Origin of the sequence: Pseudomonas sp. StFLB209 (assembly GCF_000829415.1) — a bacterium.
Classification (GTDB): Bacteria; Pseudomonadota; Gammaproteobacteria; order Pseudomonadales; family Pseudomonadaceae; genus Aquipseudomonas.
This window is the reverse complement of sequence record NZ_AP014637.1, coordinates 1,772,904-1,798,331: the sequence shown is the minus strand read 5'-3', so window position 1 is coordinate 1,798,331 and position 25,428 is coordinate 1,772,904. Positions and strand designations below refer to the sequence as shown.

The following is a 25,428-nucleotide window of genomic DNA, read 5'->3' as shown; positions in this document are numbered from 1 at the left end:
TTTCGTCCTGCTGTGCATGCTTCGGGCAGGCCGGACAGTGCAATCAATGGACCATCGACCATGACCCGAACCCAGAAAACCGTCTTCATCTCTGTTGCCATCGTGGCCGTGATTCTCGGCCTGATCGTACAGCGCGTGCTGTCCGGTCATGGGGGTGCCGATCAGGCGGCACTGGTTGACGCCGGGATCATCATGTTGCCGCAAAGCCGCCCGGTGCCGGCGCTGAAAATGACTGACCAGCACGGCGAGCCGGTGTCGATCGACCAGCTTAAAGACAAGTGGACCCTGGTGTTTTTTGGCTACACCTATTGCCCGGATATCTGCCCCGCCACGCTGGCGCAACTGCGCCAGATCAAGGCCGGCTTGACCGAAGAGCAGGCTGGCCGCCTGCGCGTAGTGTTGGTCAGTGTCGACCCCGAGCGTGATACCCCTGAGCAACTCAGGCAGTACCTGGAGTATTTCGACAAGAGCTTTATCGGCCTGCGCGCCTCGGTGGCGGACCTCAAGACCCTGTCCAGCGCCATGAGTATTCCGTTCATCCCGGCTGACACCAGTAAACCGGGCTACACCGTCGACCACAGCGGCAACCTCGCCCTGCTCGGCCCGGATGGCCGCCAGCGCGGCTTTATCCGTGCCCCGCTGAATGTCAAGAAGCTGAGTGAGCAACTGCCGGTGCTGCTCAAACCGTAGGAGATAGCCCGCCGCTTTGGCACCGTGCTGTCGTGCAGCAAACACCGACATCGTAGGAGCCGCTTTAGCGGCGAAGCTTTCGCTGCTAAAGCAGCTCCTACCGGGGTATGAGGCGTTTATCAGAACGCTGGAACCACAGCGCCTTTGTACTTCTCGGCGATGAATGCCTTCACTTCAGGGCTGGTCAGGGCAGCGGCCAGCTTCTGCAGTGCCTGGGAGTCCTTGTTGTCCGGACGTGCCACCAGCAGGTTGGCGTAAGGCGATTCAGCGCCTTCGATCACCAGCGCATCCTTGGTCGGGTCCAGTTTGGCGCCCAGCGCGTAGTTGGTGTTGATCAGCGCCAGATCGACCTGGGTCAGCACGCGAGGCAGGGTTGCTGCTTCCAGCTCACGGAACTTCAGGTTTTTCGGGTTAGTGGCCACGTCTTTCGGAGTCGCCAGGATGCTGCTCGGGTCTTTCAGGGTGATCAGACCGGCCTTGGCCAGCAGCAGGAAGGCACGACCTTCGTTGGTGGCATCGTTCGGCAGGGCTACCGTGGCGCCGTTGGGCAGGTCTTCAAGCTTCTTGAACTTCTCGGAGTAGGCACCGAACGGCTCAACGTGGATCTTGGCTACGCTGACCAGGTTGGTGCCCTTGCCCTTGTTGAACTCATCCAGATACGGCTGGTGCTGGAAGAAGTTGGCGTCCAGACGCTTCTCGGCGACTTGCACGTTCGGCTGGATATAGTCGGTGAACACCTTGATCTTCAGGTCCACGCCTTCTTTGGCCAGCGTCGGTTTGACGAACTCCAGCAACTCGGCTTGCGGAACGGCCGTGGCGGCGATGCTCAGGGTTTCGGCAGCCTGGGCCGACAGTGCGGTCATGGCGGCGAATGCGACGACTAGTTTTTTCATGCAACAACTCCTTTTAACGGCCCGCGTCCGGCGGGCCACAGCCAACGGATGCAATTAACGGTGTGAAAAAAACGCGACCAGCCTGTCGCCGACGGTTTGCAGGATCTGCACCAGCACCAGCAGCAAGACCACCGTGACAAACATCACATCATTCTGGAAGCGCTGGTAACCATAGCGGATCGCCAGGTCGCCGAGGCCGCCGGCGCCCACTGCACCGGCCATGGCGGTGAACGACACCAAGGCAATGGCGGTGACGGTGATCGCCGCGATGATGCCGGGACGGGCCTCGGGCAGCAGCGCGTTGAGGATGATCTGGCGGGTGGTGGCGCCCATCGCCTGGGTGGCTTCGATGATGCCTTTGTCGACCTCGCGCAGCGCGGTTTCCACCAGCCGGGCAAAGAACGGTGTGGCCCCGGCGATCAGCGGCGGCAGGGTGCCGAGGATCCCCAGCGAGGTGCCGGTGATGATCTGGGTCAGCGGCATCATCACGATCAGCAGGATGATGAACGGCAAGGCGCGCAGCATGTTCACGATCAGCCCGACCGTGGCGTACAGCGGCTTGTTCTCCAGCAACTGGCGCGGCGAGGTGAGAAACATCAGCACGCCCAGCGGCAGGCCGAACAGCACAGTAAAGGCCAGGGACACGCCGAGCATGATCAGGGTATCGCCGCTGGCGACCCAGATCTCGTACCAGTCGACGTTGGAAAACAGTTCAAGGAAAGCGTCCATCAGCGCAGGACCTCCATATGGACATCAGCGGCGCTGAAGCGGGCGAAGGCGGCGTCCACGTCGCCGCCGGTGATGGCCAGGGTCAACTGGCCGTAAGGGATATCCTTGATGCGGTCGATACGCCCGGCCAGGATGCTGTAGTCGACCCCGGTTTCGCGGGCGACGGTGCCCAGCAGTGGCGCGTAGGTGGCTTCACCCTGAAACGTCAGGCGCACGATGCGGCCCTGGACATGGGCGAAGTCTTCGCGCTGCTCGTTCTCGTCGAGTTGCTCGTCTTCCTGGACGAAGCGCCGGGTGGTCGGATGTTGCGGGTGCAGGAACACGTCGGCGACCCTGCCCTGCTCGACAATCACCCCGGCGTCCATCACCGCGACCTGGTCACAGACCCGGCGGATCACATCCATCTCGTGGGTGATCAGCACGATGGTCAGTTTCAGCTCGCGATTGATCTCGGCCAGCAGTTGCAGAACCTGAGCGGTGGTCTGTGGGTCGAGGGCACTGGTGGCTTCGTCACACAGCAGGATTTTGGGCCGGGTTGCCAGGGCGCGGGCGATACCAACGCGCTGCTTCTGGCCACCGGATAACTGCGACGGGTATTTCTGCGCATGGGCGCTCAGGCCGACCCGCTCCAGCAGCTCGGCAACGCGCTGGTCGATCTGCTCGCGGGACATAGTGCCGGCCAGGCTCAGCGGCATGCCGACGTTGTCGGCCACGGTCTTGGACGACAGCAGGTTGAAGTGCTGGAAGATCATCCCGACCTGCTGGCGAAAGCGCCGCAGATCGTGGGTGTCCAGTGCAGTCACGTCTTCACCGTCGACCAGAATACGGCCGCCGGTGGGATTTTCCAGGCGATTGATCAGGCGCAGCAAGGTGCTTTTGCCTGCACCGGAATGGCCGATCAGGCCGTAGACCTGGCCTGCTTCGATGCGCAGGCTGGTGGGGTGCAGGGCGGGGATGTCCTTGCCGGCGACGCGGTAGGTTTTCTGGACGTCAAGAAACTCGATCACTAACCGAACCTTTTGGGGCGAACCTTTATGGCGAACCTTGTGGGAGCGCGTTGAAAGTCAGCGCAGTGGCAGGGCGCACACTGGCCTGGCGAGCCGGGCTGGATAAGCCGGGCGCGCATTTTAGCCTGTCTATGCCGAGCTGCTTAGCATTTATTTGTCGGCCAGGCTGCGCAATGGCTATAACGCGACCGGCGGGGATATTGCCGGTGAAATTCTCTGAACGTCGCTTTATAGCCTCGGTCACTCCTTCAATACCGTGATGTTCATTCAACAGGCCCGGCAGGGCCGGAACTGACGAGGAGTAGTACCTGATGGCTAAGAAGACAGACGTGCCTGCCACCCCGGCCGCTAAAAGCGAGCTGGCCGGCACCGATACCCTGGACCGCGGCAACAGCAATGCCAAACTCGATGCGCTGGAGGCCTTTCGCTCGGATGCCACCGGCCAGGCGTTGCGTACCAACCAGGGGGTGAAGATCGCTGACAACCAGAACAGCCTCAAGGCCGGCAAGCGCGGGCCGACGCTGCTCGAAGATTTCATCATGCGCGAGAAGATCACGCATTTTGACCATGAGCGTATCCCGGAGCGCATTGTCCACGCCCGTGGCACCGCTGCTCACGGTTACTTCCAGAGTTACGATGACCACGCCACGCTGTCGAAGGCCGGTTTTCTGCGCGATCCCGGCAAGAAGACCCCGGTGTTCGTGCGCTTCTCTACCGTACAGGGGCCACGCGGTTCCGGTGATACGGTGCGCGATGTACGCGGCTTTGCCGTGAAGTTCTATACCGATGAAGGCAACTTCGATCTGGTCGGCAACAACGTGCCGGTGTTTTTCATTCAGGATGCGATCAAGTTTCCGGACTTCGTGCATGCGGTCAAACCCGAGCCGCATAACGAGATTCCTACCGGCGGCTCGGCCCATGACACGTTCTGGGACTTTGTTTCTCTGGTGCCGGAGACCAGCCATGCGGTGATCTGGGCGATGTCCGACCGGGCCATCCCGAAAAGCCTGCGCACCATCCAGGGCTTTGGCGTGCACACCTTTCGCCTGATCAACACCGAAGGCAAGGCCAGCTTCGTCAAATTTCACTGGAAGCCCAAGTACGGCGTGTGCTCGCTGGTCTGGGACGAAGCGCAGAAGCTGGCCGGTAAAGACACCGACTTCCACCGCCGTGACCTCTGGGAGTCGATTGAAGCGGGCGACTACCCGGAGTGGGAGTTGGGCGTGCAGATCGTGGCTGAAGACGACGAGCACAACTTCGACTTCGACCTGCTCGACCCGACCAAGATCATTCCCGAAGAGTTGGTGCCGGTCACGCCGCTGGGCAAGATGGTGCTGGACCGTAACCCGGACAATTTCTTTGCCGAGACCGAGCAGGTCGCCTTCTGCCCTGGGCATATCGTGCCGGGCATCGACTTTTCCAATGACCCGCTGCTGCAGGGCCGGTTGTTCTCCTACACCGATACCCAGATCAGCCGCCTGGGCGGGCCGAACTTCCACGAGATCCCGATCAACCGCCCGGTTGCGCCGAACCACAACAACCAGCGTGATGCCCAGCATCGCACCACCCTCGACAAGGGCCGCGCCTCCTATCAGCCCAACTCGATTGACGGTGAGTGGCCACGCGAGACCCCGGCCGGTCCAGAGAATGGCGGGTTCGAGAGCTATCAGGAACGCATCGAGGCGCACAAGGTGCGTGAGCGCAGCGAGTCGTTCAGCGACCACTTCTCCCAGGCCACGCTGTTTTTCAACAGCATGAGCGAGCACGAGAAAGAACACATCATTGCGGCCTACAGCTTTGAGTTGGGCAAGGTCGAGCGGGTGTTTATCCGGGAGCGGGTGCTCAATGAAATTCTCGCCAATATCGACCTGACCCTGGCTGCTCGGGTAGCGAAAAACCTCGGTTTGCCTGCCCCCAAGACTCGTACTGCACAGGAGTACCAGCAGGCCATCAAAGAGTCCCCGGCGCTGAGCCAGGTCAACCTGCTGTCAGGTGATATCGCTTCGCGCAAGGTTGCGGTGCTGGTGGCCGATGGCGTCAATGGCAAGGATGTCGAAAAGCTCAAGGCTGCGCTGAGCGCCCGCGGCGCGCATACCAAGGTGCTGGGGCCGACCTCTGCGCCGGTGACTACCGCCGATGGCAAGACCCTGCAAGTCGACGCTTCGGCTGAAGGTCTGCCGTCAGTGGCGTTCGATGCGGTGTTCGTGCCGGGCGGTGCGGACTCGGTCAAGGCATTGAGCACGGACGGCGTTGCCCTGCACTTCATCCTCGAAGCCTACAAGCACCTCAAGGCCATTGCCGTCGCTGGCGAGGCCAAGACGCTGCTGAGCCAGTTGCGGCTGGATGAAGATGCCGGGTTGCTGGAAGTGTCGGACAGCTCGTCCACCGAGGCGTTCTTTGACGCGATTGCCCAGCACCGGGTCTGGGCGCGTGAGCCGAAAGCCAAGGCGGTACCGGCTTGATTGAGACCTGTCTGTAGAGCTAATGCCGATCAGTTAAGCGATAAGTGGCTCTGGCTCGGTATTCGTGGGAGGAGCCGACCGGCTCCTCCCGCAGGACTAAGTCGGTCTTGACTGATCGGCAATGGTCCTGCGGGTATGGAGTGTTCGACGGGACCCGTTGGGCTCAGAGCCCGGCGGGGCTGAGGATAATCTGGGCCGGTTGCTTGCGTTCGATCTGGCGACGCAGGTCCAGTTCAAAGCTCGGGTTGAGCTTGTTGACCCGCTTGCTGACCAGATCGGCCAGCCATGGGTAGTCGTCGGTCCGCGGCACCTGAATCAACACGTCACAGTTGAAGCTCACTATATCGGCGGCAATGGCATCGAGCTGCCGGCGCATTTGCGCGATATCGGTGGTTTCGAGCTGGATACGGGTATGCGGCACGCTCGGGTCGATGAGCTTGGCGATGCGCCTGGCTTCGGCAGCCTTCAGTTCAGCTTCGGCCTGGTCCAGTTCGGCCTTGCGCGCTTCGGCAATGGCGCCGTTGACGCCGCTGGTCAATGCCGGCGCCTTGGGCATCAATGCGCGGGCACGGCTCAGTGCCGTGGCAGCACCATTGACGTCACCTTTTTGCAGGCTGATCTGGCTGCGGCTCAGGTAGGCCTCGGCCAACTGGCGTTGCAGCGGGTCCAGGCGCGGGTCGGCAGCGTCAGCGCCCTGCAGCGTGGCCAACTGGTCTTCGGCGGTCGCCAGTTCGTTGCCTTTGATGCTCTGCTCAAGCAGCGCAAAGCCGTCCGGCCGGGCTTCGGGCTCGGCAGGTTGAGGTGGCGGCGCGCTCTGGCAGGCCCCCAGCAACAGGGCGAATGCGGCAAGCAGCAGATAGCGGGAGGCGGGCAGCTTCATTTCTGCGGTTCTCTATTTGCGCAAAAAACGAGCAAGTCTACACCGCCCGCTTGGGGAGAACAAAGCTGAGCAGAAACAGCGCGCAGGCACAGACCACGATCGAGGGGCCGGCCGGGGTATCCTTGAGCCATGACAGCGACAGCCCACCACCCACCGCCACCACGCCCAGCACGCTGGCGCCCAGCGCCATCTGCTCTGGCGAGCGGGCGTGACGCTGTGCCGCAGCCGCCGGGATGATCAGCAGCGAAGTAATCAGCAGCACACCGACGATTTTCATTGCCACGGCAATCACCACGGCAATCAACAGCATCATGGTCATGCGCAGAGTGGTGACCGGCAGGCCTTCGACCCGCGCCAGTTCCTCGTGTACGGTCACTGCCAGCAGTGGCCGCCACAGCGCCAGGATCAACACCATGACCAATGCGCTGCCGCCGAGAATCCAGGCCAGGTCGGTGGGGCTGATCGCCAACAGGTCACCGAACAGATAGGCCATCAGGTCGATCCGTACTTCGTGCATGAAGCTCAGTACCACCAGGCCCAGCGACAGGGTACTGGGCGCCAGAATGCCCAGCAGGGTGTCGGAGGCCAGCGGCTGGCGCTGTTGCAGGGTCACCAGCAGGATCGCCAGCAACAGGCAGCCGACGGTGACCGCCACGGTCGGGCTGATGTCCAGCAGAAACCCCAGAGCCACACCCAGCAATGCAGCGTGGGACAGCGTGTCGCCGAAATAGGCCATGCGCCGCCAGACCACGAATGAGCCTAGCGGGCCTGCTACCAGAGCCAGAGCAATACCGGCGAGCAGGGCATACAACAGAAAATCAGCCATGCTTGCAGCCGTCTCCGTGAACATGAGGTTTGAAGCGCAGGGGTTGGGGTTCGGCGTCGTTCACCACTTCGCCATGCAGGTCGTGGGCGTGGTCATGGTGGTGGTGATAGATCGCCAGGCTCGGCGCATTCTGGCCGAACAGCTCGACAAAGGCCGGGTCGGTGCTGACCTGCTCGGGGTGCCCTGAGCAACACACATGGCGGTTCAGGCATACCACCTGATCGGTGGTGCTCATCACCAGATGCAGATCATGAGAGACCATCAGCACGCCGCAACCGTGGCGGTCGCGCAGCCGGGTAATCAGGCTGTACAGCTCGGCCTGGCCCGCGACATCGACGCCCTGTACCGGTTCGTCGAGCACCAGCAGCTCGGGCTCGCGCAGCAGCGCCCGGGCCAGCAGCACACGCTGCATCTCGCCACCGGAAATGCCCTGCAACGGGCTGTCGATGACCTTGCCGGCGCCGACCTCTTCCAGCGCGGCCATGGCCTTGGCCCGGTCGACCCCCGGCACCAGGCGCAGAAAGCGCAGCACCGACAGTGGCAGGGTCTGGTCGACATGGAGCTTTTGCGGCATGTAGCCGACGCGCAGTTTCGGCTTGCGCCAGACCCGCCCGGAGGTCGGGTTCAACAGGCCGAGCACGGCACGCACCAGCGTGGTCTTGCCGGCGCCGTTGGGGCCGATCAGGGTGACGATCTCACCGGCGCTGACGCTCAGGCCGATATTGTCCAGAACGTTCTGCCCGGACAGGGTGACCGCCACCTGTTCCAGGCTGATCAGCGGGGTGCTCATCAGGCCGCCTTGCAGCCGGCGCACACGCCGACGATTTCGATGGTCTGGCCTTCGGCGGCAAAGCCGACTTCATTGGCCGCGTTGATCACCGCATCGCTGATGGTCTGGTGTTGCAGTTCGATGGCTGCGTGGCACTTGCGGCAGATCAGAAACTGGCCCTGGTGGGCATGCGCCGGATGATTGCAGCCGGTGAAGGCGTTGAGCGAGGCGATGCGGTGCACCAGGCCGTTTTCCAGCAGAAAATCCAGCGCGCGATACACGGTGGGCGGTGCGGCACGGCGGCCGTCGGCTTCGCTGAGTACGCCGAGGATGTCGTAGGCACCCAGCGGCTTGTGGCTTTGCCAGACCAGTTCAAGCACGCGGCGGCGCAAGGCGGTAAGGCGCAAGCCTTTGCTGGCACACAGGGCATCGGCTTCGCTGAGGGCTGAATGCACGCAGTGAGAGTGATCGTGAGGGCGGCTGGCCAGAGGTGTAATAGGCATGGGCGGCGACGATATTGGCTGGAGACGTTATTATGTTACCCGTTCCTGCCCGATATGAGTGTTTCTCGTGCGTCGACTTTTTACGCTTTTCGTCGTTCTGGCTGCCGGTTTGACCGCTGCCATCCCTGCCCAGGCGGCCCCGGCCGCGGCTGAAATCAAGGTCCTGACCAGCATCAAACCGCTGCAATTGATTGCCGCCGCGGTCCAGGATGGCGTTGGCAGCCCTGAAGTGCTGCTGCCGCCCGGTGCTTCACCGCACCACTATGCCTTGCGCCCATCCGACGTACGGCGGGTCGCCGATGTCGACCTGCTCTACTGGATCGGTCCTGATATGGAAGGCTTTCTGCCCCGCGTGCTGCAAAACCGCAGCCGTCCAGCCGTTGCCGTGCAGGGGCTGGCGGGCATGAGCCTGCGCCACTTCGGTGAAGATCAGGCCTCGCATGACGATCATGACCACGATGCGCATGACGGCCATGATCATGCTGCACACGATCATGGCGACCATGATGCAGACCCCGGCTACGAAGAACATGACCACGACCACCGCCCCGGCAGCCTCGACTCGCACCTGTGGCTGTCGACGGTCAACGCCCGGGTGATCGCAGCGAAAATGGCCGCCGACCTCAGCACTGCCGACCCGGCCAACGCGGCGCGTTATGCCAGCAACGCTCAGGCGTTCAGCAAGCGTCTGGACGCCCTTGATGCACGAATCAAGACGCGGGTCAGCACGATTGGCGACAAGCCCTGGTTCGTGTTCCACGAGGCCTACGACTACTTCGAACAGGCCTACGGCCTCAAACACACCGGCGTATTCAGTGTCGCCAGTGAAGTACAGCCCGGCGCCAGACACGTTGCCGCGATGCGTGAGCGCTTGAAGGAGTCGGGCAAGACCTGCGTTTTCAGCGAGCCGCCACTGCGGCCGAAACTGGCCGAAACCCTGAGCGCCGGCCTGCCGGTCAAGCTGGCCGAACTCGACGCCTTGGGCGGCTACACCCCGGCCACCGCCAATGGCTACGAACAGCTGCTGGAAAAAATCGCCAACGATCTGGTCGGCTGCCTGGAAAGTCTCTGACCGGGTCCGCTGCGCACGCGTGGGTACACGTAGGAGCGGCTTCAGCCGCGAATGCTTCCTGGCGATGCTTCGCCGCTAAAGCGGCTCCTACGAGGTTCTGCGTTCGCGCGGCACCGAGTGATCTTTTACAGCGCAAACGGCAACGGCAGATTTACTTCCTGACGCTGCGCCAGACGCTTTTCAAACTCCGCCGGATCATGAATCAGCACGTCCTGGCCAGCAAACGCCTCGGCAGCGATCAACCGCGACAGCCAGAAGCGCACACAGGCAATGCGCAGCATCACCGGCCATAACGTGGCCTCGGCAGCGGTGAACGGGCGCAGCGCGGCGTAGGCACCCAAAAAAGCCTTGGCCCGCAGCGGGTCAAGAGCGCCGTCTTCCTCAGAGCACCAGTCGTTCAACGCAATCGCCAGGTCATACAGCATCGGCCCGGAACACGCGTTGTAGAAGTCGATCACCCCCGTCAGGTGGGTGCCTTCGAACATTGCGTTGTCACGGAACAGGTCAGCGTGCAGGTTGGCGCGCGGCAGGTCGAGAATGGCCTGGAAGTGCTGGTCGATCTCTTGCAGGGTCTTGTCCAGCAACGCGGCCTGTTCGGCACTCAGGTGCGAGAGGAAGTTGCGCCCTTCATCCAGCATCCAGCTCAGGCCCCGGTCGGTCTTGCGCTCCAGCACCTTGTCGCGGGTTGCCAGGTGCACGCGTGCCTGCAATTGGCCGATTGCCACGCAATGCTGGGTATTGGGTTGCTTGATGTGCTTGCCGGCCAGGCGCGGTTGCAGCAGCGCCGGCTTGCCTTTGAGCTCACGCAGCGCCTGGCCGTCGGTGGTGCGCATGGCATAGGGCACCGGCAGGTTGGCGGCGTGCAGTACGTCGAGCAGTTCGATGAAAAACGGCATCTCCTGCACCGGACCGCGCTCGACCAGGGTCAGGACGAACTCGCCCTGCTCCAGGCTGATGAAGTAGTTGGTGTTCTCGCTACCGGCAGCAATGCCCTGATAGTCAAGCAGGCGGCCGAGCCCGTAGGCGCAGAGAAAGGTTTCCAGCTCGGGCCGGGCCAGGGGGGTAAAGACGGACATATCAGGGACTGCCAGCTCAAATAGTGATAGTGGACGGGGAGTTTACCAGCTGAAGATTTCCCACTGCGGAATCAACATGTCGGGTTGGTCGGATCGAATGAAATTGGGGCTGGTGCCATCCGCGCGCACCAGGAAATACGGCTTGCCGTTCTTGGGCGTGATCTTGATCGCATAGAGAAAGCCATTCTGGCGGTATTCCTGAATGGTCTTGTCGCCTTCGGTGCGGATCGTGACTTCAGGGTCGGCCGACGGTGCGTCCTCGGCGGCCACCGCCAGCAGCGGGCTGACCAGTAACAGGCCGGTCAACACCAAGCGATTTATCTTGCGCATGATAACCTTGCCCCTTTGTTGTCCATGGTCCACGCATTTTAGCGCCGACCCCGCCGAAAAGGTTGAATCTGCTCATGAGCCAAGCACCCCTCGTCCTGGTGGACGGTTCGTCCTATCTGTACCGCGCCTTCCACGCCCTGCCGCCGCTGACGACCTCCAAGGGTCTGCCCACCGGTGCGGTCAAGGGTGTGCTGAACATGCTCAAAAGCCTGCGCAAACAATACCCCGATAGCCCGTTTGCCGTGGTTTTCGACGCCAAGGGCGGTACTTTCCGCGATGAACTGTTCGCCGAATACAAGGCCAACCGGCCGAGCATGCCCGATGATCTGAGGGTGCAGATCGACCTGTTACATGCCTGCGTCAAGGCGTTGAGCTACCCGCTGCTGTGCGTGGAAGGGGTCGAGGCCGACGACGTGATCGGCACGCTGGCGCGCAGCAGTGCGGCGGCGCAGCGGCCGGTGATCATCTCTACCGGCGACAAAGACATGGCTCAATTGGTCGATGGGCACGTTACGCTGGTCAATACCATGACCGGTAGCGTGCTGGATGTCGCTGGCGTAAAAGAGAAATTCGGCGTCGGTCCTGAACACATCATCGACTACCTGGCGCTGATGGGCGACAAGGTCGATAACATCCCCGGTGTCCCGGGGGTCGGCGAAAAGACCGCCACCGGCCTGCTGGTCGGTATCGGTGGCGGTCTGGCCGAGCTGTACGCCAACCTCGATGCCGTGGCTGCGTTGCCGATTCGCGGCGCCAAGACCCTGGGCGCCAAGCTTGCAGAGCACAAGGCCATGGCCTTGCTGTCTTACGAGCTGGCGACCATCAAGTGCGATGTGCCGCTGGACGTCAGCCTCGATGAGCTGGTCATCGGTGAGCCGGACCACGAAAAGCTGATCGAGCTGTACACCGAGCTGGAGTTCAAGAGCTGGATCGGCGAGGTCGAGCGCGGTGCACGGCGTGCCGGCCAGCAAGCGGCGCAACCCGCCGTTGCGCCGCCGCCCGCCGCTCCCGCCGCCCCGGCGGCCTATGAAACCATTCTGGAGCAGGCTCGTTTCGATGCCTGGCTGGAAAAGCTCAACAGTGCCGAACTGATTGCCTTCGACACCGAAACCACCGGGCTGGACGCGCAGAAGGCGCAACTGGTCGGCTTGTCTTTCGCGGTCAAGGCCGGTGAAGCGGCCTATATTCCGCTGACCCACTCGTATATGGGCGTGCCCGAGCAACTGGACCGCGACACGGTGCTGCTGGCGCTCAAGCCACTGCTCGAAGACCCGAACAAGGCCAAGGTCGGGCAAAACGCCAAGTACGACATCAACATCCTCGCCAACTGCGCCATCGGCGGTGACCCGGCCAACGGCATTACCGTACGCGGCGTGGCGTTTGACACCCTGCTTGAATCCTACGTGCTCAACTCGGTGACCTCGCATGACATGGACAGCCTGGCTGCCCGGCACCTGGGCGTGCAGACCATCCGTTTTGAAGACATCGCCGGCAAGGGCAAGAAGCAGCTGACCTTTGACCAGATCCCGCTGGAACAGGCCGGGCCTTATGCGGCCGAGGATGCTGACATTACCCTGCGCCTGCATCAGGTGCTGATTGAAAAGCTCAAGGCCGAGGCGGGGCTGGTCAGCGTCCTGAGCGATATCGAGATGCCGCTGGTGCCGGTGCTGGCCCAGGTGGAGCGCAACGGTGCGAGGGTTGATGCGGCGCTGCTGGGCGTCCAGAGCATCGAGTTGGGCGACAAGATGGCTGAGCTGGAGCAGCAGGCGTACGTGCTGGCCGGCGAGTCGTTCAATCTGGGCTCGCCTGGCCAACTGGGCAAGATCCTCTACGAAAAGCTGGAACTGCCCGTGCGCGGCAAAACCCCGACCGGTAAGCCATCGACGGCAGTCGAGGTCTTGGAGAAGCTGGCCGATGAAGGTCATGAACTGCCAAAGCTGCTGCAGGACTACCGCACGATCAGCAAGCTCAAAAGCACCTACACCGACACCTTGCCTGGCCAGATCAACCCGCGTACCGGGCGCGTGCACACCTCCTACAACCAGGCCGGCGCCGCCACCGGGCGCTTCTCGTCCAGCGAGCCGAACCTGCAGAACATCCCGGTGCGCACCGCTGAAGGCCGCCGTATTCGCCAGGCGTTCGTGGCCTCAAAGGGCTACAAACTGCTGGCGGCGGACTATTCGCAGATCGAGCTGCGCATCATGGCCCACCTGGCCAAGGATGAAGGCCTGCTGCATGCCTTTCAAAATGGCCTGGACGTGCACCGGGCAACCGCTGCCGAGGTATTTGGTGTCGAGCTGGCCGAGGTCAGCAACGACCAGCGCCGCAGCGCCAAGGCGATCAACTTCGGCCTGATCTACGGCATGGGCGCCCAAGGGCTGGCACGCCAGATCGGCGTCGATGGCAAGCAGGCCAAGGCCTATATCGACCGCTATTTTGCCCGCTACCCCGGCGTGCGTGACTACATGGAGCGTACCCGCGAGCAGGCCGCCGAGAAAGGCTATGTCGAGACCCTGTTCGGTCGTCGCCTGTACCTGCCGGAAATTCTTTCCAGCAACCAGCAACAGCGCGCTGGCGCCGAACGCACGGCCATCAACGCGCCGATGCAGGGCACTGCTGCCGACATCATCAAGAAAGCCATGGTGGCGGTGAGCAACTGGCTGGATCAATCAGGGCTGGATGCCCGGGTCATCCTGCAGGTCCACGACGAACTGGTGCTCGAAGTGCGTGAGGATCTGGTCGAGCAGATCCGCGCCGAGATTGGCGATCACATGGGCACCGCCGCAACGCTGGATGTGCCGCTGGTAGTGGATGTCGGCGTGGGCAACAACTGGGACGAGGCGCACTGATTCGTGCCTTTCGCTGCTAAAGCAGCTCCTACGGTGCCCTCGGATGCCTGTAGGAGCGGCTTTAGCCGCGAACGGCGTTCACCGCCGCCAACATGAACATTTGTTCACGCCAGGAACTTAATCGGCCAACACCGGGTCAGAGTTCACGATTGGCTCGCAAGGCCAGTCATGCTCCTATGTTGTGTTAAGTGTTGGCAGATATCCGGAACCCACCCTGAGGGGTCCGGACCTTGAACCCCGAACTTCCCCCTCCCCATATGAAGTCCGGGGTTTTTTTTGCCTGTAAAACGGCCGCGCCGACTGGCGCAGCGTTTCAGGCCTGCGCGGCGGGCTCTTTGTCGGCCAGTTCCATCCAGCCGGCCAGCACGCGGTAGGCTTCTTCCAGGCCCTGGCGTTTGGGCGCCGAGAACAGCTGGATGGTTACGTCATTGCCCCAACTCTTGCGAATCTGTGCCTGAACCTTGAGCAAGGTGCCTTTTGCCGCGCCGTGGGTCAGCTTGTCGGCTTTGGTCAGCAGGATATGCATCGGCATGCCGCTGGCCACCGTCCAGTCGAGCATCATGATGTCGAAGTCGGTCATTGGATGGCGCACGTCCATCAGCAGTATCACGCCCTTGAGGCTCTCGCGGCTGCCCAGGTAGGCTTCCAGGTGGCGCTGCCAGTGCTGCTTGAGCGGGATCGGCACCTTGGCGTAACCGTAACCGGGCAGGTCGACCAGCCGCCGGTCATCGTCCAGGCGGAAGAAGTTCAGCAACTGGGTGCGCCCCGGCGTCTTGGAGGTACGCGCCAGGTTGGCGTGGGTCAGGGTATTCAGGGCGCTGGACTTGCCTGCGTTGGAGCGGCCGGCGAACGCGACTTCGAAGCCCGCATCATCAGGGCACTGATCGACCTTGGCGGCGCTGAGCATGAACTTGGCCTGTTGGCAGAGGCCGAGGATGGGGTTCTTGAGTTGCATGTGATTTCCGGTAAAAGCCCTGCTGCAAGGGTGCGGCAAGAGGTGTCGTTTCCAGTCGTGCGGCATGGAGTATATAATGCCGCAAACTTTGTGTGGATTTCGCCTGGCTCAGGTGAATGAGCACTTGGAGGGCGTTTATAAAATAGGCGAATGAAGGCAAGACAAAGCGAAATCGGGCTAAAAAGCGCAGTGTACATAAGTACATAAGCATTTTGAGGTCGATTTCAACGCAGTATTGCCGAGTGCAGCCATTTTGTAGACGCCCTCTTAAAGCGAGAAAAGGATCTGGTCGGCGTACTAACCGTCGCCGGCTGTTTGCAGGATCCGATGCGCATTAGAACGCAGTCCGCTTTCAACCTGAAAGGTTTTTGCTGAATAACCGGACGTAACGGTTGTTTCAGTGGCCATTCAAATCGTTGCCGTCGCGTGGAAATGTGCAAGCACCGCAGTTGTCGGTGTCGCCAACCTTCATCCGCTGGAGGGGCGAGCCGGTCGCTGCCTGACGTTTCACCTATAGCCCGATCTGGATGACCTGATGAACACATTGCTCGTGAGTCTGCTACTGACCCTGGGGGTCTGCGCAGGGGCGCAGGCCGCCGACCTGGCCGGCAACGCTGCCGCCGGACAAGGCAAAGCGCTGGTGTGTGGCGCCTGCCATGGCCCGGATGGCAACAGCCCGATAGGCAACTTTCCCAAACTCGCCGGCCAAGGCGAGCGCTACCTGCTCAAGCAATTGCAGGAGATCAAGGGCGGCAAGCGCACGGTGCCGGAAATGACCGGCCTGCTGGTGCCCCTCAATGATCAGGACCTGGCCGATCTTGCCGCCTGGTACGCCAGCCAGAAAGGCAGTGTCGGTGCCGCCAACCCCGCGTTGGTCGCTCGCGGTGAAGCCTTGTTCCGTGGCGGCAAACTCGAAGACGGCATGCCGGCCTGCATCGGTTGTCATTCTCCTGACGGCGCCGGCAACGCCCCGGCCGGATACCCTCGCCTGAGCGGTCAGCATGCCGACTACATCAAGAAACAACTGACCGCCTTTCGCGAAGAAGAGCGGGTCAACGATGGCGACAGCATGGTCATGCGCTCAATCGCCGCAAAACTCAGTAACAAAGACATCGAGGCGCTGGCCCAGTATATTCAGGGCCTGCATTAAGCCGTCTGATCTTTACCGGGAGGGGGCAAGCGCTGCCCTCTCCTGCCCCGCCCAACACAGTGGCCGGCCATCAGCGCCGTTCGACTGATCGGTTGTTAATCCTGAGCTAACCTTTCCCGTTATCACCGACGTTACACTCGTTGCTGCGGCGGCAGGCACCCTCGAACTGTTCCGAGGGACGGTTGCCATATTGAAAATTGACTCGGAATGCTCATTTACAAGCAGTAGACTCCGTTTTTCCGTGCTCGATCATCATGTATTGATGATTCAGGCTGAAACGGACGAACCGCTGCCGCGACGAGCGGTCGAAACAGACATCGCCGCGAGCGACCCTCATGACCCCAGGAGTAATGCATGCGTAACCTGATTCTCAGCGCCGCTCTGGTAGCCGCCAGTGTGTTCGGCATGACCGCACAGGCCGCCCAGCCGATCGAGGCAGGCAAACAATATGTCGAACTGAGCAGTCCGGTGGCTGTGTCGGAGCCTGGCAAGATCGAAGTCGTTGAGCTGTTCTGGTACGGTTGCCCGCATTGCTATGCATTCGAACCGACCATCAACCCATGGGCTGACAAGCTGCCCGCCGACGTGCATTTCGTGCGCATTCCGGCACTGTTCGGTGGCCCTTGGGATGCTCATGGCCAACTGTTCATCACCCTGGAAGAAATGGGCGTCGAGCACAAGGTTCACGCGGCCATCTTCGATGCCATCCAGAACAAGCGCCAGCGCTTGACCGACCCTGAAGACATGGCTGAATTCCTGGCCACCCAAGGCGTCGACAAAGACAAGTTCCTCAGCACCTTCAAATCGTTCGCCGTCAAAGGCAAGATCGCCAAGTACAAAGAGCTGGCCAAGCAGTATCAGGTCACTGGCGTACCGACCATGGTCGTCAATGGCAAATACCGCTTTGACCTGGGTACTTCCGGTGGCCCGGAAGCCACGTTGCAGGTCGCCGACCAGCTGATCGCCAAAGAGCGTGCAGCTGCCAAGGCCGGCCAGTAAGCCCGCCGCCATGCGCCGCTGGGGCAAGGGTAACGAGCGTGTCGCCGGCCTGCGAGACCCGCAGGTCAATGAACATCACCTGAGTGCCAGCGGCTTGCCGGACAATGGTCGTCTGCGGCTGTTGAGCTTCAATATCCAGGTGGGTATCAACACCCAGCGCTATCACCATTACCTGACCCGCAGTTGGCAGCATGTGCTGCCGCACTTCGGCCGGGCCGGTAACCTGCAAAAAATCGGTGCGCTGATCGGTGATTTCGACCTGGTGGCGTTGCAGGAAGCCGATGGCGGCAGTCTGCGCTCCGGCTACATCAACCAGGTCGAGCATCTGGCACAACTGGGGGCTTTTCCCTACTGGTATCAGCAGCTCAATCGCAACCTGGGGCGCCTGGCCCAGCACAGCAACGGGGTGCTCAGCCGTCTCAAGCCTGGCTCGATCGAGGACCATCCGTTGCCCGGCCCGGCCGGGCGAGGGGCGATTCTGATGCGTTTCGGCGAAGGTGACGACGCGCTGGTGGTGGTGATGATGCACCTGGCACTCGGTGCCCGCACCCGCACCCGGCAACTGGCCTATATCCGCGAACTGATCGGCAATTATCGCCATCAGGTGCTGATGGGCGACATGAACACCCACGCCACCGACCTGCTTGAGCACTCGCCGTTGCGCGATCTGGGTCTGTTGGCACCGCAAATCGAAGCGACGTTTCCCAGTTGGCGCCCGCAGCGCTGCCTGGACCATATTCTGCTGAGCCCGACCCTGACCCTGGAACGGGTTCAGGTGCTGGCCCAGCCCATTTCCGATCATCTGCCCGTGGCGGTAGAGATCCGTCTGCCAGCGTCGCTGTGCGGGGACTCCTTACCTGTTCCTAGCGGAATCTGACAGTGAATCCCGTACATGAGTGACGACGCCGAGCGTTGGAAAGAGAAGTACCTCAAGGGCATCGAGCAGCAGGACCGTCTGGAGAAGCGCTGGCAGGCCCGTCTCGACCTGTTGCGCCGTGGTCTGGTGCGCAGCAGCCTGGCGGCGGAGGGTACCGACCGGGCGGTCGACGAATGCATGAAGGAAATGCGCGAAATCGTCCGCAAGGATGACATGGACGCCGGGCTGGCCGGGTTGATCCCGCGTCTGGAAAAGGCCGTGCTCGACTCCGAGCAGCGCCGTGAAGTGCGGGTCGGGCAGATCGGTGATGCGCTGAACGCGCTGGTCGCCCAGTTGCAGAGCCTGCCGCTGCCACGCGAGGTGCGCAAGCCGCTCAAGCGCTTCGCCAAAAACCTCGATGATCGAGCCACCCAGGCCCGTGAGCTGCCGCTGCTGCTCAGCGAACTCAGCGGTTTGCAAGGCAAGGCACTCGACGCCATTGAGCGACCTGACGAGGGTCACCGGCCCGGCTTGCTTGAGCGCCTGTTCGGTTCGCGCGATGAAACCCATGACCCGCAACCTGGCGAGCCTGCCGCCGCCGCTGTTGCGGCGCCGTCTGCAGCGGCCCGGCCCGGTGAACCGGTTGCCGACGACGATGACGCTGCCGAGGTCGAGGAACAACCGCGTCCTGCTACGCCGCAGGAACCTGTTGCCGTTCACCCTGAGCCAACCAAGCCGGTCAGTTCTGCACCAGCAGGAGCGCCTGCCGCCCATTCGGTCTCTGCCGAACCGGCTGTCGTTGAACCTGCTCCTCAGAACACCATTGAGCCTGCGCCCCTGGCTGAAGTCGCCCCGGCGCCCGAAGCGCCGAGCGCTGCGCCGGTTGTAGAGCCTGTGCCGGCGCTGGCTTCAGGCGAAATCAAAGCCGAGCCGCAGACCCCGGCCAGCGCCCCGCCGTTGAACGGGCTAGGACAGGTTGATGCGTTGCTGGCCCCGGTACCGACGGTGCCGTTCCAGCAATTGCCGCAGGCCGCTGCGGATACGCCAAAAGCCCTCGAAGCCGAGCGTGAGGCCGACGAGCCCGAAGAAGCTGCCGAGGAGCAAGCGGCGGACGGCGAATACGGCTTGCCGTCCTCACCGGAGCCCAGTTACAGCTCGGTGGCCGCACACATCGAAGAGACCCTGCTGGGCCTGCTTGAAGACCTCAACCTGCCCGAAATCCACCGGCCACATGCCGAGTCGATGCGCCATCGCCTCGAACATGGGTTGAACTGGTACGAACTGCTACCGATTCTCGACGATCTTGCAATCTTGATGCTGGCTGTCAGCGACAGTGGTCAGCACGAATTCGAAACCTACCTCAAGCAGCTCAATCAGCGTCTTGAGTCGTTCCAGAGTGGCTTGCAGGCGGTCAACGAGGGGTATCAGGAAAGCCATTGTTCGGCGCGGGATTTCGACAGCCAGTTACGCGAACAGGTCGACGATCTGCAAAGCAGCGTGCAGGAGGCATCGGACCTGATCAGCCTCAAGCGGGTGCTGGAAAGCCGCCTCGAAGGCATGCTCGGCGCCATGGATGACTATCAGCGCAAGCGCGACGAGCGCGAGCGTGAAGTCGCCGAAAGCCTGCAAAGCCTGGCTGGCCGGGTGGCGAGCATGGAGCAGGAAGCGCTGGGCGTGCGTGCCAATCTGGAAGAGCAGCGGCGCAAGGCGCTGCTCGACCCGCTGACCGGCCTGCCCAACCGGGCGGCGTGGGGCGAGCGTCTGGAGCGGGAAATCGCCCGTTGGCAGCAGAACCGCGATAGCCTGCTGATCGGTATTCTGGATCTGGATCACTTCAAGCGCATCAATGACGGCTATGGGCATCTGGCCGGCGACAAGGTGCTCAAGATCGTCGCCAAGGAGCTGCACCGGCGTCTGCGCACCACCGATTTCCTGGCCCGCTTTGGCGGTGAGGAGTTTGTCTTGCTGATGCCGGCCACTGAGCTGCAAACCGGGCTGTTGATGCTCGATGAGCTGCGTGCGGCGGTGGAGCGTTGCCCGTTCCACTTCAAGGGCGAGCCGGTGACTATCACGGTGTCGATTGGGGTGACCGATCTGCGCGCTGCTGAACGCAGCGACACTGCGCTCAAGCGCGCTGACCAGGCGCTGTATCGGGCCAAGGAAAGCGGCCGCAACCGGGTTGAACAAGGGTGAGTGGCTCACCTGGCGGGCGGTTTTCAATCATCGGGCGATCTGCGCCCGTTCCGTTATGATTTTTGAATAGTTGGATGTCATGAAGCTGTTTTTCGCTGTTGTATCCCTTCTGGTTCTCAGTGCCTGCGCTAGCGGCCCCCGGCTGGACACCAGCCACCCCTCGAAGAATTTCGATAACCGTATCCAGTACGTCATCCTGCACTACACCTCGGCGTCTCAGGAGCGCTCGCTGCAACTGCTGACCAGCGGCCAGGTCAGCAGTCATTACCTGATTGGCGACGATAGCCGGGCCACCATATTCAAACTGGTCGATGAAAATGCCCGCGCCTGGCACGCCGGCGACAGCCAGTGGGACGGACGCACCTGGCTCAACTCCTCGTCGATCGGCATTGAGATCGTCAACCCCGGCTTTACCGAAGGCCCGAACGGGCGGCTGTGGTACCCCTACAGTGAAGCGCAGATCCAGTCGCTGATTGTCTTGCTCAAGGATATCGTCAAGCGCAACGGAATCGAGCCAAAGCACATCATTGGCCACAGCGATATTGCGCCGATGCGTAAGCTCGACCCGGGACCATTGTTCCCCTGGAAGCGGCTGGCCCAGGAAGGCTTGGGTATCTGGCCTGACGAGCGTCTGGTCGCCAGCCAGCAGGCACTGTTTGCCGTGCGCCTGCCAGACATCCTGTGGTTCCAGCAGCAGTTGGCCAGAGTCGGCTACAGCACTCCGCAGACCGGCGTGCTGGACACCGAAACCCGCAATGTACTGGCCGCCTTCCAGATGCGCTTTCGCCCGCAACGTTTCGACGGCGAACCGGATGCGCAGAGTGCGGCGATGTTGCAGGTGCTCAACAGCCAGCGCTGAAGCACGGCCCCGTCGGACCGGCCGGGCGGCACCCGGCTGGCGGTCAGAATGGCAAGGCCATATAGAACTGGGTGCCTTGGCCCGGCCGTGAATACACGCCCATGCGTCCACCATGCAACTGGACGATTTCCTTGCACAGGGCCAGCCCCAGGCCCGCGCCGCCCTTCTTGCGGCCGACCTGGACAAACGGCTCGAAGATCCGCGCCTGATTGCCGTACGCAATGCCTTCGCCGCTGTCTTCGACACTGATGATCGCCCGTTCACCATGACGCCGGGCCTGCAGGCGGATCAGGCCGTTTTCCGGGGTGTGGCGCAAGGCGTTGTCCAGCAGGTTGTCCAGTACCCGCTCCAGTTGTGACTGGTCGGCGTGCAGGCGCGGGATATTTTCTTGCAGGTCGAGCTGGAGAATGATGCTCTGTTCCTGGGCGCGATCAATAAAGCGCTGGCGCGCCTCTTCGAGCAAGTCATCGATGGCGCACGGCGCCAGCTTGAGTTTCTGCAGGCCGCTTTGGTAGCGGGAGAAGTTCAGCAGGTCGTTGATCAGTTGCATCAGGCGCTGCATCTCTTCCTTGACCGTATTGAACAGGTCGGTCTCGCGGCTTTCTTCGGCGAAATGCACCCGTTCTTGCAAAAGACCGAAGGCCATGTGCATGCCGGTGACCGGGGTGCGCAGTTCGTGGGAGGCGCGCAGCACGAACTCGCTGCGCACCCGCTCGAAGGCGCGCTGCTCGGTCACATCATGCAGGACCATCACCGCGCCGAGAATGTGCCCGGCGCTATGGCTGACCGGGGTCAGGCTGTAGGTCAGCAGCCGTGATTCGCCGTCGATCTCGATGCACAGATCTTCCGGGGCGCGCTCCAGCGTGCCGCCGCGCAGGTTGAGGAGAATTTCTTCGTCCAGCTCCGGGCGTGCCAGCGCTTCGCCGGGGCGTTGACCGAGGCGGCTTTCGTCCCAGCCAAGCTGGCGCTGGGCGACCGGATTGAGGTGCTCAAGCTGGCCCTGGCGGTCGATCATCAACAGGCCGTCGTCAATGCTGTCGAGCACCGCTTGCAGGCGTTGCTGGCCAGCCAGCAGTTCGTCGATATTGGTGGCCTGGTGTTTGCGCAGCGCCTCGGCCATCAGGCCGAAGCGGCGGGTCAGCAGGTTCATCTCCGCTGCCGGTGAAATAGGCAGGGTGACGTCAAAATCGCCCTGGCCGATCTTGTCGGCGGCCTTGGCCAGGGCTTCGATCGGTGCACCAAAGCGGCGGGCGATGCCATGCGCAGTGACAAACCCGATGCACAGCACGGCCAGAGCAACCAGGCTGAGCAGCCCGGCGATCCAGTACGCGCGCTCGCGTGAATCACGCTCGGCCGCGTTGATGTTGTCCAGGGCGCTGCGATAGGCGCCCAGCAAGTCATTGCGCAGGTTGTTGAAGCTGGCACTCAGCTCAGGGTTCTTGCGGATGCTCAGGCCGCCCTCGCTGTTGTTGCGGTAGGCCTGGATGAATTGCTGATAGAACTGCTGGGTCTGTTCAAAACCGTGGGTGCCGGTTCTCAGCCGCTCGTGCTCGACACCTTGGGCCAGCAACCCTTCGAACTGGGTCTGGAGCGTCGCCAGTGCCTGCGGGTTGGGTTCGGAGTCGAGCATCATGACCAACTGATCGCCCAGGTTCTGACGCAGCTTGAGGCCCAGATCCAGAGTCACGAAGTTGTGCTGGATCATCGACTCCTGAGTCCGTGCCATCTGCATGACACTGACCAGACCCAGAACCAGCCCGAGCAGGGCCACTGTGATCAGGGCCGAGATACTCAGAAACAGGCGTGTGCGCAATTTCATTGCCAACTTCATGTGACACCAATTACTGACTTACAGGTTGTACTGCTTGCGTTTGCGATACAGCGTCGAGGCATCGATACCCAGCGTCTTGGCCGCCTGGTCCAGTGTGTCACTGGTCGCCAGTACCGCTCCGATGTGGGCCTTTTCCAGTTCATCGAGGCTCATCGCGGCGCCGACCCGTGGTGCATTGCTGACCGGCTGCTCGCCCATGCCCAGGTGGGTGACTTCAACACGCTCCTGCGGGCAGATGATGCTGGCGCGCTCGATCACGTTGCGCAGCTCGCGGATATTGCCGGGCCAGCGGTAGTTGAGCAGCGCACTGCGTGCTTCTTCGCTGAAGCCCCGTGCCGGGCGGGCGTATTCCTTGACGAAGCGCGCCAGAAAGCGGTCGGCCAGGGTCAGGATGTCTTCGCCACGCTCACGCAGGGCCGGCAAGGTCAGGGTGATGACGTTCAGGCGGTACAGCAGGTCTTCACGAAATTTGCCGCTGCGCACCATGTCTTCGAGATTGAGATTGGTGGCCGCCAGAATTCGTACATCGGCGCGGCGGGTGACCGGGTCGCCGACCCGCTCGTATTCCTTGTCTTGAATGAAGCGCAACAGCTTGGGTTGCAAGGTCAGCGGGAAATCACCGATCTCGTCGAGGAACAAGGTGCCGCCGTCGGCCTGGTTGACCCGCCCCAGAGTGCTTTCACTGGCGCCGGTGAACGCCCCGCGGCTATGACCGAACAGCTCGCTTTCCATCAGTTCTGCGGTCAGCGACGGGCAGTTGATGGTCACGCAGGACTTTTTGGCGCGCTTGCTCCAGCCGTGAATGGCCCGGGCCAGCTCGCCTTTACCGGTGCCCGACTCACCCAGGATCAGGATGTTGGCATCGGTGACCGCCACCTGCCGCGCCGTTTCCAGAATGCCCATCATCACCGGGCTGTGCGAGTCCAGGCCGTCTTTGGGCTTGCGGATCTCGCCTTCCAGTGCCTCCAGGCGAGCCGACAGTTGACGCACTTCAAGCTGCTTGGCGGTGGCCAGGCGCAATTGGTCGGGGCTGCACGGTTTGACCAGATAATCGGCCGCGCCGGCGCGAATCGCGTCCACGGCGGTGTCGACGGCAGAGTGCGCGGTGACGATCACGACACGCATCCATGGCGCCTGCACGCGCATCTGTGCCAATACATCCAGCCCGTTGTCTTCGCCCAACCGTAAATCCAGGAAACACAAATCAAAGACCTGGCGCTGCATCAGGGCATCGGCCTGTGCCGCGCTGTTGGCCGTGGCTACGCTGTAGCCCTCGTCTTCCAGGCAATACCGGAAGGTGCGAAGGATCGCGGACTCGTCGTCCACAAGCAGAATACGGCCCTGATTCTCAGTGGCTGCTTCCATTTTTCCTACGCTCCTAAGTGAATAGTCTTGGTTAGTCTCGGAATCATCGGGCAAGTTGCATGGTCAATTCTGATTGATTATGCGGCAAGCATGGTAGCTATCTGCTTCGGCCTTGGCTAACTGGCGGATTTGGCTGTCCTGCTGTCGTGAAAACCGCCTGGTAGCAGCATTAACCCGAGCCAGGCGGCCTGACAGACCTGCAAAGGAGAACGTCATGCATCCGCTGAAGAACATCGTCCTGGCCACCGCGACACTCGCCGTGCTGGGTGCCCATCCACTGCTGGCCAGCGCTGCCCAGGGCGAAACCGGCCCGTTGATCGAGGCGCGCCAGGAGGGCTCGATCTGGACCGCTTTTGCCTTGAACCGGCACTTGAGTGCGTTCGATATCAAGGTGGCGGTCGAAAAAGGCACCGCCCGGTTGTCTGGCAAGGTCGAGAATGAAGTCGAGCGGGAGCTGGCCGAACGGATCGCACTGGATGTCGAAGGCATCGACAAGGTCGATAACCAGTTGCAGATCGACCCGGCGGTGGCTACCGAGGCGGATGCCCGCAATGGCCTGGCCCAGCGTTTCGAAGACGCCACACTGGTGGCGACGATCAAATCCAAGCTGTTGTGGAGCAACGTCACCCAAGGGCTGGAAATCGACGTGACCAGTGATCAGGGGGTGGTCACGCTCAAGGGCCGGGCGCAAAGCCCTGAAGCCAAAGAGCTGGCCGGCAATCTGGCGACCAATACCGATGGCGTGGCCAGTGTAAATAACCTGATCAGCATCAGTGCCGCTGACTCGATTGCCGCCAAGACCCAGCCACAGGCGCTCAGTACCACCGAGCAGATGAGTGACGCCTGGGTTACCAGCAAGGTCAAGTCCAGCCTTATCTACAGCCGCAACATCGACGGCCTGGGTATCAAGGTCGATACCAGGGAGGGCGTGGTGACACTCAATGGCATGGTGGCCAACTTTGCGGAAAAGGAGCTGGCGGTTGAGATCGCTCGCAATATCCGTGGGGTAAAGGGCGTCAATGCCGACGCCTTGAAAGTCATGGCGCGCAGTACTGGCTGACCACAACACGCATGTGGCATTCGTGCAGAACGCACGATGCCACAGCGTCGATCGTGCAGCTTGCGCGCCACAGA

At 62.0% G+C, this 25,428-nt stretch carries 22 protein-coding genes; 10 read left to right on the top strand and 12 right to left on the bottom strand.

Translation table 11 applies throughout. The features are described 5' to 3' along the window. Nucleotides 1-60 precede the first annotated feature (60 nt). Entirely contained in the window at nt 61-690 is a 630-nt protein-coding gene (locus PSCI_RS08340; RefSeq protein ID WP_045485176.1) for an SCO family protein, read from the top strand. Nucleotides 691-809: 119 nt separating this feature from the next. Here PSCI_RS08340 and PSCI_RS08335 read toward each other — a convergent pair whose 3' ends face one another. Genes PSCI_RS08335 through PSCI_RS08325 form a run of 3 tightly spaced genes read right to left on the bottom strand, consistent with a single transcriptional unit; the run spans nt 810 to nt 3,319 of the window. Beyond that, nucleotides 810-1,583, bottom strand: a complete 774-nt coding sequence (locus tag PSCI_RS08335; RefSeq protein ID WP_045485173.1) for a MetQ/NlpA family ABC transporter substrate-binding protein — start codon at nt 1,581-1,583, stop codon at nt 810-812. Between the two features lie 54 nt (nt 1,584-1,637). Further along, on the bottom strand, nt 1,638-2,312 hold the full coding sequence (locus PSCI_RS08330; RefSeq protein WP_045485170.1) for a methionine ABC transporter permease: 675 nt from the start codon (nt 2,310-2,312) through the stop codon (nt 1,638-1,640). Beyond that, complete coding sequence (locus tag PSCI_RS08325; protein ID WP_045485167.1) at nt 2,312-3,319, bottom strand: methionine ABC transporter ATP-binding protein; 1,008 nt, start codon at nt 3,317-3,319, stop codon at nt 2,312-2,314. The genes PSCI_RS08330 and PSCI_RS08325 overlap by 1 nt, the downstream gene beginning before the upstream one ends. A 311-nt stretch (nt 3,320-3,630) precedes the next feature. On the opposite strand from PSCI_RS08325, the gene katE reads away from it, so the two are divergent. Beyond that, nucleotides 3,631-5,781, top strand: a complete 2,151-nt coding sequence (katE, locus tag PSCI_RS08320) for a catalase HPII (RefSeq protein ID WP_045485164.1) — start codon at nt 3,631-3,633, stop codon at nt 5,779-5,781. A 163-nt stretch (nt 5,782-5,944) separates the two neighbouring features. Here katE and PSCI_RS08315 read toward each other — a convergent pair whose 3' ends face one another. From PSCI_RS08315 to PSCI_RS08300, 4 genes are read right to left on the bottom strand one after another with little or no spacing between them, the layout of a single operon-like run. Continuing rightward, nucleotides 5,945-6,661, bottom strand: coding sequence for a PA5502 family lipoprotein (locus PSCI_RS08315; protein WP_045485161.1), 717 nt, complete (start codon nt 6,659-6,661; stop codon nt 5,945-5,947). 37 nt (nt 6,662-6,698) lie between these two features. After that, nucleotides 6,699-7,487 carry a zinc ABC transporter permease subunit ZnuB gene (znuB, locus tag PSCI_RS08310; RefSeq protein WP_045485158.1) on the bottom strand — a complete coding sequence of 263 codons (789 nt, stop codon included), beginning with the start codon at nt 7,485-7,487 and terminating at the stop codon, nt 6,699-6,701. Next, nucleotides 7,480-8,277: a zinc ABC transporter ATP-binding protein ZnuC gene (znuC, locus tag PSCI_RS08305; RefSeq protein ID WP_045485155.1), complete on the bottom strand. Its 798-nt coding sequence runs from the start codon at nt 8,275-8,277 to the stop codon at nt 7,480-7,482. Before znuC ends, znuB begins: the two co-directional genes overlap by 8 nt. Further along, nucleotides 8,277-8,759: a Fur family transcriptional regulator gene (locus PSCI_RS08300; protein WP_045485153.1), complete on the bottom strand. Its 483-nt coding sequence runs from the start codon at nt 8,757-8,759 to the stop codon at nt 8,277-8,279. Before PSCI_RS08300 ends, znuC begins: the two co-directional genes overlap by 1 nt. A gap of 67 nt (nt 8,760-8,826) precedes the next feature. Here PSCI_RS08300 and znuA point away from each other — a divergent pair, with 67 nt between their 5' ends. Continuing rightward, on the top strand, nt 8,827-9,831 hold the full coding sequence (gene znuA / locus PSCI_RS08295) for a zinc ABC transporter substrate-binding protein ZnuA (protein ID WP_045494039.1): 1,005 nt from the start codon (nt 8,827-8,829) through the stop codon (nt 9,829-9,831). 125 nt (nt 9,832-9,956) lie between these two features. Here znuA and PSCI_RS08290 read toward each other — a convergent pair whose 3' ends face one another. Both PSCI_RS08290 and PSCI_RS08285 read right to left on the bottom strand, forming a co-directional pair. Next, nucleotides 9,957-10,907 (bottom strand): homoserine kinase, encoded by a 951-nt coding sequence (locus tag PSCI_RS08290; protein ID WP_045485150.1) that lies wholly within the window; start codon nt 10,905-10,907, stop codon nt 9,957-9,959. A 42-nt stretch (nt 10,908-10,949) separates the two neighbouring features. Beyond that, the gene (locus tag PSCI_RS08285; protein WP_045485148.1) at nt 10,950-11,237 is read right to left on the bottom strand and encodes a DUF2782 domain-containing protein; all 288 of its coding nucleotides are present in this window, start codon (nt 11,235-11,237) and stop codon (nt 10,950-10,952) included. A 74-nt stretch (nt 11,238-11,311) separates the two neighbouring features. Here PSCI_RS08285 and polA point away from each other — a divergent pair, with 74 nt between their 5' ends. Beyond that, nucleotides 11,312-14,086: a DNA polymerase I gene (gene polA / locus PSCI_RS08280; RefSeq protein WP_045485145.1), complete on the top strand. Its 2,775-nt coding sequence runs from the start codon at nt 11,312-11,314 to the stop codon at nt 14,084-14,086. 313 nt (nt 14,087-14,399) lie between these two features. Here polA and yihA read toward each other — a convergent pair whose 3' ends face one another. After that, a complete protein-coding gene (yihA, locus tag PSCI_RS08275) occupies nt 14,400-15,041 on the bottom strand; it encodes a ribosome biogenesis GTP-binding protein YihA/YsxC (RefSeq protein WP_045485143.1) in 642 nt (213 codons plus the stop codon). A gap of 535 nt (nt 15,042-15,576) precedes the next feature. Here yihA and PSCI_RS08270 point away from each other — a divergent pair. The 5 genes from PSCI_RS08270 (at nt 15,577) to PSCI_RS08250 (ending at nt 21,098) form a co-directional block, all read left to right on the top strand. Further along, complete coding sequence (locus PSCI_RS08270; RefSeq protein ID WP_045485141.1) at nt 15,577-16,191, top strand: c-type cytochrome; 615 nt, start codon at nt 15,577-15,579, stop codon at nt 16,189-16,191. Between the two features lie 354 nt (nt 16,192-16,545). Then, entirely contained in the window at nt 16,546-17,190 is a 645-nt protein-coding gene (locus PSCI_RS08265; protein WP_045485139.1) for a thiol:disulfide interchange protein DsbA/DsbL, read from the top strand. A gap of 10 nt (nt 17,191-17,200) precedes the next feature. Continuing rightward, nucleotides 17,201-18,067: an endonuclease/exonuclease/phosphatase family protein gene (locus PSCI_RS08260; RefSeq protein ID WP_045494036.1), complete on the top strand. Its 867-nt coding sequence runs from the start codon at nt 17,201-17,203 to the stop codon at nt 18,065-18,067. Nucleotides 18,068-18,082: 15 nt separating this feature from the next. Continuing rightward, the gene (locus PSCI_RS08255; RefSeq protein WP_045485137.1) at nt 18,083-20,239 is read left to right on the top strand and encodes a GGDEF domain-containing protein; all 2,157 of its coding nucleotides are present in this window, start codon (nt 18,083-18,085) and stop codon (nt 20,237-20,239) included. 79 nt (nt 20,240-20,318) lie between these two features. Then, entirely contained in the window at nt 20,319-21,098 is a 780-nt protein-coding gene (locus PSCI_RS08250) for an N-acetylmuramoyl-L-alanine amidase (RefSeq protein ID WP_045485135.1), read from the top strand. A gap of 43 nt (nt 21,099-21,141) precedes the next feature. Here the strand turns inward: PSCI_RS08250 and PSCI_RS08245 are convergent, their stop codons facing one another. Then, nucleotides 21,142-22,929, bottom strand: a complete 1,788-nt coding sequence (locus PSCI_RS08245) for a KinB sensor domain-containing domain (RefSeq protein ID WP_045485133.1) — start codon at nt 22,927-22,929, stop codon at nt 21,142-21,144. Nucleotides 22,930-22,947: 18 nt separating this feature from the next. Continuing rightward, nucleotides 22,948-24,294 (bottom strand): sigma-54-dependent response regulator transcription factor AlgB, encoded by a 1,347-nt coding sequence (algB, locus tag PSCI_RS08240; protein WP_045485131.1) that lies wholly within the window; start codon nt 24,292-24,294, stop codon nt 22,948-22,950. A 214-nt stretch (nt 24,295-24,508) separates the two neighbouring features. On the opposite strand from algB, the gene PSCI_RS08235 reads away from it, so the two are divergent. Next, nucleotides 24,509-25,354, top strand: coding sequence for a BON domain-containing protein (locus PSCI_RS08235; protein ID WP_045485128.1), 846 nt, complete (start codon nt 24,509-24,511; stop codon nt 25,352-25,354). Nucleotides 25,355-25,428 lie beyond the last annotated feature (74 nt).